Origin of the sequence: Pseudomonas sp. RC4D1, from assembly GCF_018390395.1 — a bacterium.
Taxonomy (GTDB): Bacteria; Pseudomonadota; Gammaproteobacteria; order Pseudomonadales; family Pseudomonadaceae; genus Aquipseudomonas; species Aquipseudomonas danubii.
Genome location: NZ_JAHBAW010000001.1, coordinates 2056618 through 2073165 on the forward strand (window position 1 = coordinate 2056618; position 16548 = coordinate 2073165).

The window sequence follows — 16548 nt, forward strand, 5'->3', positions numbered from 1 at the left end:
CCTTGTAACCTTGTTTCTTGCAGCTGACCCAGGGCGCTTCGCTAGCCGACAATGGTGGTCCCGCGATCTTGTTCGCCGGTAGCCCGGTTCTTCCTGGTCAAGGATGGGATTGCGCCGCTTTGGCAAAGTTGGAAGGCTTCTTGCAGTAGCAGCCCCGAGCCGCTTCAGGCGTCAAAAGTTTGCTTTACGGAACGGGGTAAATCGGTGGATCGCTCTCAGTTAATCAACACGGCTCGCAGTAACCTGGTTGACCTCGGTCGAGGCAACCTGGGTGTACCTGTGCTGCTGTTGGTCATGCTGGCCATGATGATGCTGCCAGTGCCGGCGTTCCTGCTGGATGTGTTCTTCACCTTCAACATCGCCCTGTCGATCGTAGTCCTGCTGGTCTGTGTGTACGCCCTGCGACCACTGGATTTCGCGGTGTTCCCCACCATTCTGCTGGTAGCCACCTTGTTGCGGTTGGCACTCAACGTGGCCTCGACCCGGGTGGTGATGCTCCACGGTCAGGAAGGCCATGCCGCCGCCGGTAAGGTGATCCAGGCCTTCGGTGAGGTGGTGATCGGCGGTAACTATGTCGTGGGTATCGTGGTCTTCGCGATCCTCATGATCATCAACTTCGTGGTGGTGACCAAGGGTGCCGGACGGATTTCCGAGGTGAGCGCGCGCTTCACCCTGGATGCCATGCCCGGCAAACAGATGGCCATCGACGCCGACCTCAACGCCGGCCTGATCGATCAGAATCAGGCCAAGCTGCGCCGTCTGGAAGTGGCCCAGGAGGCCGAGTTCTACGGCTCCATGGACGGTGCCAGCAAGTTCGTTCGCGGCGACGCCATCGCCGGCCTGCTGATCCTCTTCATCAACCTGATCGGCGGCATGGCGGTCGGTATCTTCCAGCACAACATGACCTTTGCCGACGCCGGCAAGGTCTATGCCTTGCTGACCATCGGTGACGGTTTGGTGGCGCAGTTGCCATCGCTGCTGCTGTCCACCGCGGCCGCCATCATGGTGACTCGTGCTTCGGGCTCCGAAGATATGGGCAAGCAGATCAACCGGCAGATGTTCGCTTCGCCCAAGGCGCTGGCAGTTGCTGCAGGCCTGATGGCGGTGATGGGGCTGGTGCCGGGCATGCCGCACTTCTCCTTCCTCAGCCTGGCGGCAGTGGCCGGTGGTGCGGCTTATCTGCTCTGGAGAAAGCAGAACCTGGTCAAGGTCAAGGCTCAGGAAGAAGTCCAGCGTCAGCAAGACTTGCTGCCTTCTCCGGCTCGGGCCATGGAGACCAAGGAGCTGGGTTGGGACGATGTGACTCCGATCGACATGATCGGCCTGGAAGTTGGCTACCGCCTGATTCCTTTGGTGGATCGCAACCAGGGCGGGCAACTGCTGGCGCGGATCAAGGGTGTGCGCAAGAAGCTGTCCCAGGACCTGGGCTTCCTTATGCCCACTGTGCATATCCGTGACAACCTGGACCTGGCCCCCAGTGCCTATCGCCTGACCCTGATGGGGGTGATCCTGGCGGAGGCCGAGATCTATCCGGATCGCGAACTGGCGATCAACCCCGGGCAGGTCTACGGCACCCTCAACGGTATCTCGGCCCGTGACCCGGCCTTTGGCCTGGAGGCGGTGTGGATCGAAATCAGCCAGCGGCCTCAGGCGCAGTCCCTGGGCTACACCGTGGTGGACGCCAGTACCGTGGTCGCCACCCACTTGAACCAGATTCTTTACAAGCACTCCAGCGAGCTGATTGGTCACGAGGAAGTGCAGCAGCTGCTGCAAGTGCTGGCCAAGAGTTCGCCGAAGCTGGCCGAGGAGTTGGTGCCGGGTGTGCTGTCGTTGTCGCAGTTGCTCAAGGTGTTGCAGGCGCTGCTGGCCGAACAGGTGCCGGTACGGGACATCCGCAGCATTGCCGAGGCGATCGCCAACAATGCCGCCAAGAGTCAAGATACTGCCGCTTTGGTTGCCGCGGTTCGGGTCGGCTTGTCTCGCGCCATCGTCCAAAGCATTGTAGGTACTGAGTCTGAGCTGCCTGTGATTACCTTGGAGCCAAGGTTGGAACAAATTTTGCTCAGCAGTTTGCAGAAGGCAGGACAAGGCCAGGAAGAAGGCGTTCTGCTGGAGCCAAGCATGGCTGAAAAGCTGCAACGTTCGCTGATCGAAGCGGCGCAGCGTCAAGAGATGCAAGGTCAACCGGTGATTCTGTTGGTAGCGGGTCCGGTCCGCGCCATGCTCTCGCGGTTCGGGCGTCTCGCCGTTCCCGGGTTGCATGTGCTGGCGTACCAGGAAATTCCCGACAACAAGCAAGTGACCATCGTTGCGACAGTAGGGCCCAACGGCTGAGGTAGTGGGTTATGCAAGTTAAGCGTTTTTTCGCCGCCGATATGCGTCAGGCCATGAAACTGGTTCGTGATGAGTTGGGCGCTGAAGCCGCCATTATCGGCAACCGGCGGATTGCCGGGGGCGTCGAGTTGACGGCTGCCCTGGATTACAAGTTGTCAGCCTTGTCGCCGCGGGTTCCGAACATGGAACTTGAAGACGAGTTGCGCAAGACCCAGTCGCGTATCGTCACCGCCCAGGCCGAACTGAGCCTGCGGGGCGAGGGCGACAGTGCCTCGATCACCAATCGCCAGTTGTTCGCCGGTCTGCCGTTGACTGCCGCCGAGCCGCTGATCGAGCCGACCCTGACCGAACGTCCGCGTCCGGCCCCGGCTCCTGTTGCTCCGGCGCCCGATAACCGGGCCTTGGACTCCATGCGTTTCGAACTCAACGGTCTGCGTGAGCTGCTGGAAGTGCAGTTGGGCTCCCTGGCCTGGAGTCAGTTGCAGGGCAGCCGCCCGGAGCAGGCCAACCTCTGGCGTCGCCTGCAGCGCATCGGCCTGTCCGGCCCGCTGGCGCGCGACCTGCTGGCACTGATCAGCGAAATCGACGAGCCCCGCCAGGCCTGGCGCATGTTGCTGGCGCACCTGGCGCGGATGATCCAGACCCCGGAAGTCGAGCCACTCGAAGAGGGGGGCGTGATTGCCATGGTCGGTCCTGCCGGCATGGGCAAGACCACCACCCTGGCCAAGCTGGCAGCGCGCTATGTACTCAAGTACGGCGCACAGAACATTGCCCTGGTGAGCATGGACAGCTTCCGTATTGGCGCCCAGGAGCAGCTCAAGACCCTGGGGCGCATCCTTAATGTGTCGGTGACCCATGTCGATCCTGGTCAGTCCCTGGCTCAAGCCCTGGACCCGCTGCTGCGCAAACGCGTGGTGTTGATCGACACCGCCGGCCTGCAAGCCAGCGACCCGGCGTTGCGCATGCAACTGGAAAGCCTGGCCGGTCGTGGGATTCGGGCGAAGAATTACCTGGTGCTGGCCACCACCAGCCAGAAGCAGGTGCTGACGGCTGCCTACCACAGCTACAAACGCTGCGGTCTGGCCGGTTGCATCCTCACGAAACTGGATGAAACAGCTAGTCTTGGCGAGGTCTTGAGCCTGGCCATCAGTCACGAATTGCCAGTGGCCTATCTCACCGATGGCCCACGGATTCCCGACGATTTGCATCTGCCTCGCCGCCACCAGTTGGTGAGTCGTGCTGTCAGTGTGCAGATGCAGGAAGAACCCAGCGAAGAAGCCATGGCCGACATGTTCGCTGACCTCTATCACAGCCCGACCAAGCGGGTCGGCTGAGGTAGACATGAATAGATTGCAGTGTATCTACATCGATGGTCTGCCATGCATTGTTCCAATGGTGAACGCGCAGCCAGTTATGTGGCCCCGTCTAAGTAAGACAAGGTAAAGAAAGAACATGGGCAGCATGCATCCCGTACAGGTGATTGCGGTGACCGGCGGCAAAGGTGGCGTCGGCAAGACTAATGTGTCAGTGAACTTGTCCCTGGCTCTGGCTGAGCTCGGTCGGCGGGTCTTGCTGCTGGACGCCGATCTGGGACTGGCCAACGTCGATGTCCTACTGGGTCTGACCCCCAAACGCACCCTGGCGGATGTCATCGAAGGGCGCTGTGAGCTGCGCGACGTGCTGCTCCAGGGGCCTGGCGGCATTCGCATCGTTCCGGCCGCCTCGGGCACCCAAAGCATGGTGCACCTGAGTCCTGCCCAGCATGCGGGCCTGATCCAGGCCTTCAGCGACATCGGCGACAATCTCGATGTGCTGGTGATCGACACCGCTGCGGGCATTGGTGACTCGGTAGTCAGTTTCGTCCGCGCAGCCCAGGAAGTGTTGCTGGTGGTCTGCGACGAACCGACCTCCATCACCGACGCTTACGCGCTGATCAAGTTGCTCAACCGCGATTACGGCATGAACCGTTTCCGGGTTTTGGCCAACATGGCCCAGAGTCCTCAGGAAGGGCGCAACCTGTTTGCAAAATTGACCAAGGTCACGGATCGTTTCCTGGACGTGGCCTTACAATACGTCGGCGCAGTTCCCTACGACGAAAGCGTACGCAAGGCCGTGCAAAAGCAGCGTGCGGTCTATGAAGCCTTTCCTCGTTCGAAGTGTGCATTGGCGTTCAAGGCCATCGCGCAAAAAGTCGATACCTGGCCGTTGCCGGCGAACCCACGCGGGCATCTGGAGTTTTTTGTCGAGCGCCTAGTGCATCAAACAGCGGGACCGGTGCTATGACTGCCAGCGGCTACAACCTCTACAAGAAGTCGGCACGTGACAGCCAATACGAATTGATCGAGCGCTACGCGCCCCTGGTCAAGCGTATTGCCTATCACCTGCTGGCGCGGTTGCCGGCCAGTGTTCAGGTGGAAGACCTGATTCAGGCCGGAATGATCGGTTTGCTCGAAGTGTCGACCAAGTACGACGCGAGCAAGGGGGCGAGTTTCGAAACCTACGCGGGTATCCGTATCCGCGGGGCGATGCTCGACGAGGTTCGCAAAGGCGATTGGGCACCGCGTTCGGTGCACCGTAATACGCGCATGGTCAGTGATGCCATTCGCGCAATTGAAGCTAAAACCGGTCGCGACGCTAAAGATCACGAAGTTGCGGCCGAACTTCAATTGAGTCTCGACGATTATTACGGGATTTTGAACGACACCTTGGGCAGCCGCCTGTTCAGTTTCGACGATCTGTTGCAGGACGGCGAACATGAAGGGCTGCATGAGGATGGCGCCAGTGCTCATCTCGAGCCGTCACGGGACCTGGAGGATGAACGCTTCCAGGCTGCGTTGGCGGATGCGATTGCCAATTTGCCGGAGCGCGAGCGACTGGTGTTGGCGCTGTACTACGACGAAGAGCTGAACCTCAAGGAAATCGGTGAGGTCCTGGGGGTCAGCGAGTCGCGGGTCAGCCAGTTACATAGCCAGTGCGCAGCCCGCTTGCGGGGGCGTTTGGGGGAGTGGCGAGCGCGCTGACAGGCAGTGTGGGGACACTGCGATCAGGACCGGTGAAGCAAGCGCTGCACCGGTCTTGCAGTATGTGCTCCATGCAGTCGTTGTGTGTTATGCCGAATTGATTGAATGGCGCGTTCAGGTGCTGGATGCGTTTAAGACTGCTTGGAGGTCGAATTGGACAAGAACATGAAAATCCTCATCGTTGATGACTTTTCAACGATGCGGCGGATCATAAAAAACCTGTTGCGTGATCTGGGTTTCACCAACACGGTCGAGGCCGACGATGGCACTACCGCCATTCCGGTACTCAACAGCGGGAGCATCGACTTTCTGGTAACGGACTGGAACATGCCGGGCATGACCGGTATCGACCTGCTGCGCCACGTGCGTGCCGATGAAAAACTCAAGCACCTGCCGGTATTGATGGTGACTGCTGAAGCCAAGCGCGAGCAGATCATCGAAGCGGCCCAGGCCGGCGTAAACGGCTATGTCGTCAAACCATTCACGGCTCAGGCGTTGAAAGAGAAGATCGAAAAGATCTTCGAACGCATCGGTTGATGTACGTAGCCATTCCGCCACGGGGGAGCTATGGAGCATAACGAATCTTCACTGGGCGACTTTGAGTCGACCCTGAAAAAACATGCGCTGGAACTGGTCGAAAGCCTTGAAAAGGGCAGGTTTGGCGAAGCGGTGCAATTGATCCATGAGCTCAATCAGACCCGTGACCGCGGCCTGTATCAGGAAGTGGGCAAGCTCACCCGCGAGCTGCATAGCGCGATCGTCAATTTCCAGATTGACCCGCACATGCCGCAAGCCGAGGAAGTTTCACAGATCACGGATGCCACTGAGCGCCTGTCCTATGTGGTCCGGCTCACGGAAGCCGCCGCCAACCGCACCATGGATCTGGTAGAGATCAGCACTCCGTTGGTCAATGGCCTGAGCACTGAAGCCCAGGCCTTGAGCGCAGACTGGGGGCGCTTTATGCGGCGCGAGGTCGGCGCTGAAGAGTTTCGCGAACTGGCACGCCGGGTCGACAGTTTCCTGACGCGCAGCGAGCAGGAAACCCGCACCGTCTCGGGCCACCTCAACGACATTCTGCTGGCGCAGGATTACCAGGACCTGACCGGTCAGGTGATCAAGCGTGTGACCCAGTTGGTCACGGAAGTCGAAAGCAATCTGCTCAAACTCGTCTTGATGGCCAGTCAGGTCGATCGTTTCGCAGGCATCGAACATGACCGTGAATCGATCCTCGCTGAAAAAGATCCGCAAAAACATCTCGCCAAGGGTGAAGGTCCGCAGATTCATGCCGATAAACGGGAAGACGTTATGTCCGGTCAGGACGATGTAGACGATTTGCTTTCCAGCCTTGGATTCTAGGAGCACCCATTAATGAGCTTCGGCGCCGATGAAGAGATCCTTCAGGATTTCCTGGTTGAGGCCGGCGAGATTCTAGAGCAACTGTCCGAACAACTGGTCGAGCTGGAAAGCCGGCCAGATGATGCGGACTTGCTCAATGCAATTTTTCGCGGTTTTCACACTGTTAAAGGGGGCGCCGGCTTCCTCCAGCTCAATGAGCTGGTGGAGTGCTGTCACATCGCCGAGAACGTCTTCGACATCCTGCGCAAGGGTGAGCGGCGGGTCGACTCGGAACTGATGGACGTGGTGCTTGAGGCTCTGGACGCGGTGAACGGCATGTTTGGCCAGGTCCGTGAGCGCACCGAAATTACTGCCGCGACACCTGAGCTGCTGGCCGCCTTGGCGCGCTTGGCTGAGCCTGCCGGTGCCGAACCTGCAGCGCCGGTGGTTGAAGAAGTGGCCGAAGCCGTTGTCGAGCCTGAAGCGCAGGCTCCGTCAGGGGACATCACCGATAACGAATTCGAACTCTTGCTCGACTCGCTGAATGCCGCCAAGGCCGACGCCGAAGCCGCACCTGCTGCCGCACCGGTGGCCGAGGGCGAGCCCGCCAGCGACGAGATCACCGATGCTGAGTTTGAGTCCCTGCTGGACCAACTGCATGGTAAGGGGCAGTTCGCACCCGATGCCGTAGCCACCGCAGCGCCTCCTGCTGCCGCTGGTGCTGCCGCGGCGGGCGACGAAATCACCGATGACGAATTCGAAGCCCTGCTGGACCAGTTGCATGGCAAGGGCAACTTTGCCGTGGACGCACTGGAGTCAGCAGTGGCCGCGGTGCCTGCCGCGCCGGCGCCAAGCGCCGCCGCAGCCGGCAGCGACCTGATCACCGATCACGAATTCGAATCCCTGCTCGATGAGCTGCACGGCAAGGGCAAGTTCTCTGAAGCTCCGGGTGCGGCCAAACCGGCAGCGGCTGTTGCCGCGGCACCGGCCGCTGCAACCAGCACCGCCGTCGCCAAGCCCGTGGCGAAGAAGCCCGAAGCCAAGGCCGAGGCGCCAAAACCGGCAGCGGCTGCAGCGCCGGCACCGGCTCGTGCCGCAGCTGCGCCACCAGCGGAAAAGCCTGCCAGCGAAGCAGAAACCACGGTGCGGGTCGATACCGCGCGCCTGGACGAAATCATGAACATGGTGGGCGAGCTGGTTCTGGTGCGTAACCGTCTGGTGCGCCTGGGGCTCAACAGCGGCGACGAAGCCATGTCCAAGGCCGTGTCGAACCTGGACGTGGTGACGGCCGACCTGCAGACCGCGGTGATGAAGACCCGCATGCAGCCGATCAAGAAGGTGTTCGGGCGCTTCCCGCGTCTGGTTCGCGACTTGGCCCGACAGCTCAAGAAAGAGATCAACCTGGAGCTGGTGGGGGAAGAAACCGACCTCGACAAGAACCTGGTCGAGGCCCTGGCCGATCCGCTGGTGCACTTGGTGCGCAACGCGGTGGACCATGGCATCGAGTCGCCGGAAGAGCGCGAAGCCTCGGGCAAGGCCCGTGGCGGCAAAGTGGTGCTGGCGGCGGAGCAGGAAGGTGACCACATCCTCCTGTCGATTTCCGACGACGGCAAGGGCATGGACCCCAACGTTCTGCGAGCCATTGCCGTCAAGCGCGGCGTGATGGACAAGGACGCGGCCGACCGCCTGAGCGACACCGAGTGCTACAACCTGATCTTCGCCCCGGGCTTCTCCACCAAGACCGAGATCTCCGACGTCTCCGGCCGTGGTGTGGGCATGGACGTGGTGAAGACCAAGATTTCCCAGCTCAATGGCTCGATCAACATCTACTCGACCAAGGGCCAGGGCTCGAAGATCGTCATCAAGGTGCCGTTGACCCTGGCGATCATGCCGACCCTGATGGTGATGCTGGGCAACCAGGCGTTCGCTTTCCCTCTGGTCAACGTCAACGAGATTTTCCACCTCGATCTGTCCCGCACCAATGTGGTGGATGGCCAGGAAGTGGTGATCGTGCGTGACAAGGCATTGCCCCTGTTCTACCTCAAGCGCTGGCTGGTCAGTTCCGCGGCTCATGAAGAGCAGCGTGAAGGCCACGTAGTGATCCTTTCGGTGGGCACCCAGCGGATCGGCTTTGTCGTCGACCAACTGGTAGGCCAGGAAGAAGTGGTCATCAAGCCCTTGGGCAAAATGCTTCAGGGAACCCCGGGCATGTCCGGCGCCACCATTACCGGTGACGGCCGCATCGCTCTGATTCTCGATGTTCCGAGCATGCTCAAGCGTTACGCCGCACGGCGTATTTGATTCGGCGGGGAGGGGCGGTTGGCCTCGCCCCACCTAACGGAGTGTTTATGGCAGTCAAAGTCCTGGTGGTGGACGATTCGGGTTTTTTCCGCCGCCGCGTCTCGGAAATTCTTTCAGCGGATTCGAATATCCAGGTCGTCGGTACGGCGACCAATGGTAAAGAGGCGATCGATCAGGCCCTGGCCCTCAAGCCGGACGTGATCACCATGGACTACGAGATGCCGATGATGGATGGCATCACCGCAGTGCGGCATATCATGCAGCGCTGCCCGACGCCGGTCCTGATGTTCTCTTCCCTGACCCACGAAGGCGCTCGAGTGACCCTCGACGCGCTGGATGCCGGGGCTGTGGATTTCCTGCCGAAGAATTTCGAAGACATCTCGCGCAACCCCGAGAAGGTCAAGCAACTGCTGTGCGAGAAAGTCCACAGCATTTCGCGCAGTAATCGCCGTTTCAGCAGCTACAGCGCCCCGGCGCCGCAACCGGCTGCACCGGCTCCGGCGCCGTCGAGTTTTGGCGGCAGTCGTCCGGCGCCTGCGCCTGCTCCAGTCCGTGCTCCTGCACCGGCTGCCGGCCCGGCATCGCCGGCGCCCAAGCGCAAGGCCTACAAGCTGGTGGCGATCGGTACTTCCACCGGTGGCCCGGTGGCGCTGCAGCGGGTCCTGACCCAACTGCCGGCCAACTTCCCGGCACCTATCGTGCTGATTCAGCATATGCCCGCGGCCTTCACCAAGGCCTTTGCCGAGCGTTTGGACAAGCTGTGCCGGATCAGCGTCAAGGAAGCGGAGGATGGCGACATCCTGCGTCCAGGCCTGGCGCTGCTGGCGCCGGGCGGCAAGCAGATGATGATCGACGGTCGTGGCGCGGTGAAGATTCTTCCTGGCGACGAGCGCCTGAACTACAAGCCATGCGTGGACATCACCTTCGGTTCTGCAGCCAAATCCTACAGCGACAAAGTTCTGGCGGTGGTGCTGACCGGTATGGGCGCTGACGGTCGTGAAGGCGCGCGTCTGCTCAAGCAGGGCGGCAGCGCGGTCTGGGCCCAGGATGAAGCCAGCTGCGTGATCTATGGCATGCCCATGGCCATCGTCAAAGCCAATCTGGCGGACGCGGTGTACAGCCTGGACGACATCGGCCGGCATCTGGTCGAGGCCTGTCTCTGATGGATGTGCTCAGCCTTATCGGGATCATCATGGCGTTTGTCGCCATCATTGGCGGCAACTACCTGGAAGGGGGGCACCTGTCGGCCCTGGCCAATGGCCCGGCGGCACTGATCGTGCTCGGCGGGACCATCGGCGCGGCCTTGCTGCAGTCGCCTTTGAGTGCCTTCAAGCGAGCCATGCAGATCCTGGTGTGGATTCTGTTTCCGCCTCGGGTGGACCTGCCCGGGGGCATCGATCGGGTGGTCAACTGGAGCCTGACCGCGCGCAAGGAGGGCCTGCTGGGCCTGGAAGGCGTGGCGGACGCCGAGCCTGACACCTATTCGCGCAAAGGCTTGCAGCTGTTGGTCGATGGTGCCGAGCCGGAAGCCATCCGCAGCATCCTTGAGGTGGACTTCTACACTCAGGAGAGCCGCGATATTGAGGCTGCCAAGGTCTTCGAAAGCATGGGCGGCTATGCGCCGACCATCGGCATCATCGGTGCGGTGATGGGCCTGATCCACGTGATGGGCAACCTGGCTGATCCATCGCAGTTGGGCAGTGGTATCGCCGTGGCCTTCGTCGCCACCATCTACGGTGTGGCTAGCGCCAACCTGGTGCTGTTGCCGATCGCGGCCAAGCTCAAGGCCATTGCCTTGCGCCAGTCCCGTTACCGGGAAATGTTGCTCGAAGGCATTCTGTCGATTGCCGAAGGCGAAAACCCTCGCTCCATCGAGTTGAAGCTGCAAGGCTTCATGGACTGATTATGGCTCGTCGTCGCCAGCAAGAAGAACACGTCAACCACGAACGCTGGTTGGTTTCCTACGCCGACTTCATCACCTTGCTGTTCGCGTTTTTCGTGGTCATGTACTCCATCTCCTCGATCAACGAGGGCAAGTACAAGGTGATTTCCGAAGCCTTGATCGGGGTCTTCACCGACTCCGATCGCAGTCTCAAGCCGATTCCCATCGGTGACGAGCGGCCCAAGACCGTGACCCCGGCCAAGCCGCTGGTCAAGGACAGCGAACAGACCGACGCCGGCATCTCCGGTGGCAGTGATCCGCTGAAAAGCATCGCCGATGACATCAGCGCCGCTTTTGGCGACCTGATCAGCTCCAACCAGATGACCGTGCGTGGCAATGAGTTGTGGGTGGAGATCGAACTCAACTCCAGCCTGTTGTTCGGCAGCGGCGATGCCATGCCCAGCGATCAGGCGTTCACCATCATCGACAAGGTGGCGAAGATCCTCAGACCCTTCGACAACCCGATTCATGTCGAAGGCTTCACCGACAACCTGCCGATCCAGACCGCGCAGTACCCGACCAACTGGGAGTTGTCTTCGGCCCGCTCGGCGAGCATCGTGCGGATGCTGGCGATGCAGGGGGTGAACCCCGCGCGAATGGCTTCGGTGGGGTATGGCGAGTTCCAGCCGGTGGCCAACAATGCCACTGCCGAAGGCCGGGCACGCAATCGCCGGGTGGTGCTGGTGGTATCGCGCAACCTGGATGTGCGTCGCAGCCTGACCGGTACCGGAACCGCCAACGCGACACCGGATGCGGCACTCAAGCGTGCTGGCACACAAACTGCACCAACCCCAGTGAAAACGCCGGTACAGGGAAGCGCCGTCAATTCTCCGTCACCCGCTTTATAACTTAGCGCTATGTCTCGCCCCGCTGTGGCCGGGCGGGAGGAACAAACCGAATGAGAGTCTGGGCAGTTGCCAATCAAAAGGGTGGTGTCGGTAAAACCACCAGTTCCATCGCTTTAGCCGGTTTGCTGGCCGAGGCGGGCAAGCGCGTGGTCGTGGTCGATCTCGACCCCCACGGTTCCATGACCAGCTACTTCGGCTATGACCCGGACAGCCTGGAGCACAGCAGCTACGACCTGTTCCTGCACAAGGGCAATGTGCCCCAGGACCTGCCGGGCCAGTTGTTGCTGGGCACCAGCCATGAGCGCATTTCACTGTTGCCGTCGAGCACCGCCCTGGCCACCCTTGAGCGTCAGTCACCGGGGCAGAGTGGTTTGGGCCTGGTGATCGCCAAGAGCCTGGCACAGCTGTGGCAGGACTTCGATTACGCGGTGATCGACAGCCCGCCGCTGCTCGGTGTGTTGATGGTCAACGCCCTGGCGGCCAGCCAGCAGCTGGTGATCCCGGTGCAGACCGAGCACTTGGCGGTCAAGGGGCTGGAGCGCATGGTCAACACCCTGGCGATGGTCAATCGCTCGCGCAAGCAGCCGCTGCCGTTCACCATTGTGCCGACCCTGTTCGACCGCCGGACCCAGGCTTCCCTGGGCACTCTGCGCATTCTGCGGGACAAGTTTCCCGACGAAATCTGGCAGGGCTATATCCCGGTGGATACCCGCTTGCGGGATGCCAGCCGGGCAGGGGTCACCCCATCTCAGTTCGATGGCAAGAGCCGCGGTGTACTGGCCTACAAGGCCTTGCTCAAGCATCTGCTGGCCCAACAACTCGTGGCGCAGGTGGCTTGACGTGAAGCGCTATTCAAGTCACTCGACCGCTCGGCCGATAACCCCTACAGATCACTGTATCGGGGTTTTTGCGTGGGCATCCTCATGAACCGTCCTCTGGATATCAAGAGCCGGCCTCAGCTGGCGCTGCAGTCGTACCTGGACGCTTTGCTGCAGGATGCTACCGAAGAGGAACAGCTACCGGAGCCTCCGGTCCAGGTTGCTCCGCCGGTCCCGCCGGTAATGTCCCCGGCTTCCAGCGAAGTGCTGGATGAGTTCCAGGCTGCCGTATTGGAAGAGCAGGCGCGGGACGCACAGGCCCAGCACCAGGCGGCACCTGCTGTCCGGGATGCTGCACCTGCACCTACACCTGCGGTAATGGAGGCGCCGGAACCCTTGCCGAGCTCGATCTCGCCGGTGGTGCCGATGCTCCAGGCCCTGGTGCCGCCACTGGTGGAAGTTCATCTGCCGCCGAACAATACACCGCCTCCGGTTTCCGGTAGCGACCGTCCCAGCTGGGCGGCCGAACCTTTCGAGTGCCTGTTGTTCGATGTCGCCGGCCTGACCCTGGCAGTGCCGTTGGTGTGCCTGGGGTCGATCTATTCCCTGGCGGGGCAGGAACTGACACCGCTGTTCGGCCAGCCGGAATGGTTCCTCGGCATCCTGCCGAGCCAGGCCGGTAATCTGAAAGTCCTGGATACCGCTCGCTGGGTCATGCCGGATCGCTACCGTGATGATTTTCGCCAGGGCTTGCAGTATGTGATCTCGGTCCAGGGCTACGAGTGGGGGCTGGCAGTGCATCAGGTCAGTCGCTCCCTGCGCCTGGACCCCAACGAAATCAAGTGGCGCAGTCATCGTGGCCAGCGTCCGTGGCTGGCCGGCACGGTGATTGAGCATATGTGCGCCTTGCTTGACGTTGCTGAACTGGCCGAGTTGATTGCCACCGGTGGCGCCAAGCAGATGGCTATCAGTCAAGCGGCCCACAAGCCGAAGTAAACCAACAACAGGCTACGTCCGTCGGACGTGGCCACACAGAACACACGCCGTTTTCAACGGTTTTTTGAGGGGTCAGGGTATGAATAAGTCGTCGTCTGCACAGGGTTCCGAAGATCCGATCCTGCAATGGGTCACCTTCAAGCTGGATAACGAGTCCTACGGCATCAACGTGATGCGCGTCCAGGAAGTCCTGCGCTACACCGAGATCGCTCCGGTACCGGGTGCTCCCAGCTATGTGCTGGGGATCATCAACCTGCGGGGCAATGTGGTCACCGTGATCGACACCCGTCAGCGTTTCGGCCTGGTGCCGACCGAAGTCAACGACAACACCCGGATCGTCATCATCGAAGCCGACAAGCAAGTGGTCGGGATCATGGTCGACAGCGTGGCGGAAGTGGTTTACCTGCGTCAGTCGGAAGTCGAGACCGCGCCGAATGTCGGTAACGAAGAGTCGGCCAAGTTCATTCAGGGTGTCTGCAACAAGAACGGCGAACTGCTGATTCTGGTTGAACTGGACAAGATGATGAGCGAAGAGGAATGGTCGGAACTGGAGAGTATCTGATTGATCCTCGAGGTAGCGGTGATTGTCCTGGCGATCCTTTGGGTCGCCACTGTGGCGCTATTCCTGTCGTACACCCGCAATCAGCGGCAGATCGCTGCCCAGCAGGCCGAAGGCGATGCCGTGCGCGACCAGCGGATCAAGGAGCTGGCCAAGCGCGTCGATCATTACCAGAGCGGTACGGTGCGCATGGGCGAGGATCTGCACGAGCTGCGAGCGGTGGTGGCGCCGTTGCCGGACAAACTGGCCCAACTGGAGCAGCGTGACCCCTCCAGCCTGTCCTTCGCCCAGGCCGCGCGCCTGGTGGGCATGGGCGCCAGTGTCGACGAGCTGACCCAGTCCTGCGGCCTGACCCAGGCCGAGGCGGAGCTGGTCAGCAAGCTGCACAAAGGCTAGCCACAAGTCGCAAGCTTCCCGAGGGAGGCTTGCGACTTAGCGCTTACCGCGGCTTCTCTTCAATAATCGTCACCGCGCTCGGTGATGTCTTTCTCCAGTTCCACCTGATGCGGATCATGCCCGGCCGGAAACTTGCCCTTGAGGTTCCAGGCGAAGGCGATGATTTCGGCGATGGTCCGGTACAGCTCCGGTGGAATGCTCTCGCCCAACTCCAGGCGCGCCAACAGCTTCACCAGCTCGGCGTTCTCATAGATCGGCACTTCATAGTCCCGGGCGATCTTCAGGATGGCTTCGGCCAGTTCATCGTCACCCTTGGCGGTCAGGGCCGGGGCTTGCTGGCCGTCGTACTTGAGGGCAATGGCCTGGCGTGGAGGAGGTGTGTGCTTCATGCGGTTTCGTCGACCCAGCGTTGTTCCAATCGGGTTTGCGGGCCCTGGGGCGGGATGCCCAGGTGGCAGTCCAGGTCACCGACATCCAGCCCTGAAGCCAGCAGGCGTTCGCGCAGGTTGCCCAGGTGGCTTTCGATCAGGCTCGCGGTGTAGGGGCGTTCGGCCCACAGCTGGCTGGACAGCCGACCTTGAATCAGTTGAGCCTGGACCTGCAGCGGGCCCAGGGGCTCCAGGTCGAAGGCCAGATCGAGCCGCCACAAGGCCTGCTTGGATTCTCGCTCTTCACGTTTTTGTTGCGGCTCAGGTTCCGGCGCTTCTTCGCGCTGCATTTTGACCTGCAAGGGCACGATGTCCTGCAGGTTGCGCATGGGAATTTCCAGCTGCCAGGTGGTCAGTTGCCGGCCATCGTCGGTCTGGCCGCTTTGTTCCAGGCTCGCCAGTTGATGGCTCTGCAGGCGTGATACCGCAGCGGCGGCCAGGCGCAGCAAGTGTTCCAGATCGCCTTCGCCCTCCAGGCTTTGCAGCAGCCGTGCCGGCAGCGGGAAGCCGCTGGGTGAGGTCTTGGCGCTGACCTGGCCGAGGGTGCCCAGGGCGCTGCGCACGAAGCTCGGCAGCGATTGCGCCAGGGTGTTGGCGGCGATGATCGCATTGAAGCTGCTGGAGGAGGGCAGCCCCGGGGTCAACTGGGCGATCAGGCGCAGCAGGTCGCCCTTCAGGTCTGGCGTCTGACCGGGATTGGTGCCGGCCAGCAGCTTGGCTTCCAGAAACAGGCCGCTGCCCAGCAGAGCCTGGGCCACGCCGCGCGAGGTGCTCAACTGCTGATGGTCCGGCAGACCGGCCAGCAAGCGCTCCACGGCGGCCCGCAGGTCGGCGGAGGAAGTGGCCAGTTCGCTGTCGGCGGGCAGGTTCTGCAGAAGGTTGATCAATCCGTTCAGGGAACCCTGGCGGCTTTGCTGGCTGGCCAGTTGTGCGGCGATGGCCAGTTGTTCCTGGCGGTTGCCCAGAGGGACGAAGTTCAGGGTCTGTGCATCCGACACCTGGGCGCTGAGCAGGCTGCCGATACGCAGCGGCTGCGGGCTGTCGATGCTCAAGGTGGCGCCACTTTGCGCGGTGTTGAGCAGGCTCACCAGGGAACGGTAGATCGCCGGCTGATTGCTGCCCTGGGGCAGGAGCTGGGTAGTCAGCACCTTGCCCTGGAGCAGGGTGCCGGCGGGCAGTTGGCTGGTATCCAGGCGCGTCAGGGCGGCGACGCTGGAGGCAATGGCCTGCTGCACGGTGATCGCCAGGTTGCCGGCCGAAGGTTGGATCACCGCCAGGCTGGTGCCCTGGGGCAAGGGCTGGCTGCTGGTGGCTTGCACGGTGGTTTGCCGGCCGTTGTCCAGGGTCACCTTGAGCAGCAGCTGGAAGGTCTGGTCGGTCTGCTTGAGCGACAGCACTTCAGCCTTGGCGCTCTGACCGGCGGCAATCAAGCCTTCCAGTGGCGGCACCAGCTTGAGCAGTTCGCCGCTGATCGGCTGAGGGCGCGAGGGGCCGGGAGCGGGCACCTGGGGCAGTGGCAGGATGTTTATTTCGCCAGTCATTCGGACACAACCTGTGGAAATTAGCCCTCT

Annotated in this window: 16 protein-coding genes; 14 read left to right on the forward strand and 2 right to left on the reverse strand. The window is 61.5% G+C overall.

From position 1 onward, the window contains the following. Positions 1-204: 204 nt before the first annotated feature. From flhA to KHO49_RS09460, 14 genes are all read left to right on the forward strand, one after another. Positions 205-2334 carry a flagellar biosynthesis protein FlhA gene (flhA, locus tag KHO49_RS09395; RefSeq protein ID WP_102864010.1) on the forward strand — a complete coding sequence of 710 codons (2130 nt, stop codon included), beginning with the start codon at positions 205-207 and terminating at the stop codon, positions 2332-2334. 11 nt (positions 2335-2345) lie between these two features. Beyond that, the gene (flhF, locus tag KHO49_RS09400; protein WP_102864009.1) at positions 2346-3668 is read left to right on the forward strand and encodes a flagellar biosynthesis GTPase FlhF; all 1323 of its coding nucleotides are present in this window, start codon (positions 2346-2348) and stop codon (positions 3666-3668) included. A gap of 118 nt (positions 3669-3786) precedes the next feature. Beyond that, positions 3787-4617 (forward strand): flagellar synthesis regulator FleN, encoded by an 831-nt coding sequence (fleN, locus tag KHO49_RS09405; protein WP_016963180.1) that lies wholly within the window; start codon positions 3787-3789, stop codon positions 4615-4617. After that, positions 4614-5354 carry an RNA polymerase sigma factor FliA gene (fliA, locus tag KHO49_RS09410; RefSeq protein WP_011060003.1) on the forward strand — a complete coding sequence of 247 codons (741 nt, stop codon included), beginning with the start codon at positions 4614-4616 and terminating at the stop codon, positions 5352-5354. Before fleN ends, fliA begins: the two co-directional genes overlap by 4 nt. Positions 5355-5519: 165 nt before the next feature. Continuing rightward, positions 5520-5891, forward strand: a complete 372-nt coding sequence (locus tag KHO49_RS09415; protein ID WP_003183998.1) for a chemotaxis response regulator CheY — start codon at positions 5520-5522, stop codon at positions 5889-5891. Between the two features lie 30 nt (positions 5892-5921). After that, positions 5922-6710, forward strand: a complete 789-nt coding sequence (locus KHO49_RS09420) for a protein phosphatase CheZ (protein ID WP_102864008.1) — start codon at positions 5922-5924, stop codon at positions 6708-6710. Between the two features lie 12 nt (positions 6711-6722). Beyond that, on the forward strand, positions 6723-8990 hold the full coding sequence (locus KHO49_RS09425; protein WP_110595162.1) for a chemotaxis protein CheA: 2268 nt from the start codon (positions 6723-6725) through the stop codon (positions 8988-8990). A gap of 47 nt (positions 8991-9037) precedes the next feature. Beyond that, positions 9038-10153 (forward strand): protein-glutamate methylesterase/protein-glutamine glutaminase, encoded by a 1116-nt coding sequence (locus tag KHO49_RS09430; RefSeq protein WP_102864006.1) that lies wholly within the window; start codon positions 9038-9040, stop codon positions 10151-10153. Next, complete coding sequence (locus KHO49_RS09435; RefSeq protein WP_102864005.1) at positions 10153-10893, forward strand: flagellar motor protein; 741 nt, start codon at positions 10153-10155, stop codon at positions 10891-10893. The genes KHO49_RS09430 and KHO49_RS09435 overlap by 1 nt, the downstream gene beginning before the upstream one ends. Continuing rightward, on the forward strand, positions 10893-11780 hold the full coding sequence (gene motD / locus KHO49_RS09440) for a flagellar motor protein MotD (RefSeq protein WP_502937880.1): 888 nt from the start codon (positions 10893-10895) through the stop codon (positions 11778-11780). The genes KHO49_RS09435 and motD overlap by 1 nt, the downstream gene beginning before the upstream one ends. Before the next feature lie 50 nt (positions 11781-11830). Then, on the forward strand, positions 11831-12619 hold the full coding sequence (locus KHO49_RS09445; protein ID WP_102864003.1) for a ParA family protein: 789 nt from the start codon (positions 11831-11833) through the stop codon (positions 12617-12619). 84 nt (positions 12620-12703) lie between these two features. Next, positions 12704-13594, forward strand: a complete 891-nt coding sequence (locus KHO49_RS09450) for a CheW domain-containing protein (protein ID WP_110595163.1) — start codon at positions 12704-12706, stop codon at positions 13592-13594. A 79-nt stretch (positions 13595-13673) separates the two neighbouring features. Beyond that, positions 13674-14156 (forward strand): chemotaxis protein CheW, encoded by a 483-nt coding sequence (locus KHO49_RS09455; RefSeq protein ID WP_011060011.1) that lies wholly within the window; start codon positions 13674-13676, stop codon positions 14154-14156. Then, a complete protein-coding gene (locus tag KHO49_RS09460) occupies positions 14157-14549 on the forward strand; it encodes a DUF2802 domain-containing protein (protein ID WP_102864001.1) in 393 nt (130 codons plus the stop codon). A gap of 59 nt (positions 14550-14608) precedes the next feature. Here the strand turns inward: KHO49_RS09460 and KHO49_RS09465 are convergent, their stop codons facing one another. Together KHO49_RS09465 and fliK are read right to left on the reverse strand one after the other, a co-directional pair. Further along, positions 14609-14938 carry an EscU/YscU/HrcU family type III secretion system export apparatus switch protein gene (locus tag KHO49_RS09465; RefSeq protein WP_170001268.1) on the reverse strand — a complete coding sequence of 110 codons (330 nt, stop codon included), beginning with the start codon at positions 14936-14938 and terminating at the stop codon, positions 14609-14611. Further along, entirely contained in the window at positions 14935-16518 is a 1584-nt protein-coding gene (fliK, locus tag KHO49_RS09470) for a flagellar hook-length control protein FliK (protein ID WP_213664933.1), read from the reverse strand. The genes KHO49_RS09465 and fliK overlap by 4 nt, the downstream gene beginning before the upstream one ends. Positions 16519-16548 lie beyond the last annotated feature (30 nt).

What these genes read in the sequence shown, in the direction of transcription:
- flhF (WP_102864009.1), top strand. Translation starts at nt 2,346, where the DNA reads ATGCAAGTTAAGCGTTTTTTCGCCGCCGATATGCGTCAGGCCATGAAA.
- fleN (WP_016963180.1), top strand. Translation starts at nt 3,787, where the DNA reads ATGGGCAGCATGCATCCCGTACAGGTGATTGCGGTGACCGGCGGCAAA.
- fliA (WP_011060003.1), top strand. Translation starts at nt 4,614, where the DNA reads ATGACTGCCAGCGGCTACAACCTCTACAAGAAGTCGGCACGTGACAGC.
- KHO49_RS09415 (WP_003183998.1), top strand. Translation starts at nt 5,520, where the DNA reads ATGAAAATCCTCATCGTTGATGACTTTTCAACGATGCGGCGGATCATA.
- KHO49_RS09420 (WP_102864008.1), top strand. Translation starts at nt 5,922, where the DNA reads ATGGAGCATAACGAATCTTCACTGGGCGACTTTGAGTCGACCCTGAAA.
- KHO49_RS09425 (WP_110595162.1), top strand. Translation starts at nt 6,723, where the DNA reads ATGAGCTTCGGCGCCGATGAAGAGATCCTTCAGGATTTCCTGGTTGAG.
- KHO49_RS09430 (WP_102864006.1), top strand. Translation starts at nt 9,038, where the DNA reads ATGGCAGTCAAAGTCCTGGTGGTGGACGATTCGGGTTTTTTCCGCCGC.
- KHO49_RS09435 (WP_102864005.1), top strand. Translation starts at nt 10,153, where the DNA reads ATGGATGTGCTCAGCCTTATCGGGATCATCATGGCGTTTGTCGCCATC.
- KHO49_RS09445 (WP_102864003.1), top strand. Translation starts at nt 11,831, where the DNA reads ATGAGAGTCTGGGCAGTTGCCAATCAAAAGGGTGGTGTCGGTAAAACC.
- KHO49_RS09450 (WP_110595163.1), top strand. Translation starts at nt 12,704, where the DNA reads ATGAACCGTCCTCTGGATATCAAGAGCCGGCCTCAGCTGGCGCTGCAG.
- KHO49_RS09455 (WP_011060011.1), top strand. Translation starts at nt 13,674, where the DNA reads ATGAATAAGTCGTCGTCTGCACAGGGTTCCGAAGATCCGATCCTGCAA.
- KHO49_RS09465 (WP_170001268.1), bottom strand. Translation starts at nt 14,938, where the DNA reads ATGAAGCACACACCTCCTCCACGCCAGGCCATTGCCCTCAAGTACGAC.
- fliK (WP_213664933.1), bottom strand. Translation starts at nt 16,518, where the DNA reads ATGACTGGCGAAATAAACATCCTGCCACTGCCCCAGGTGCCCGCTCCC.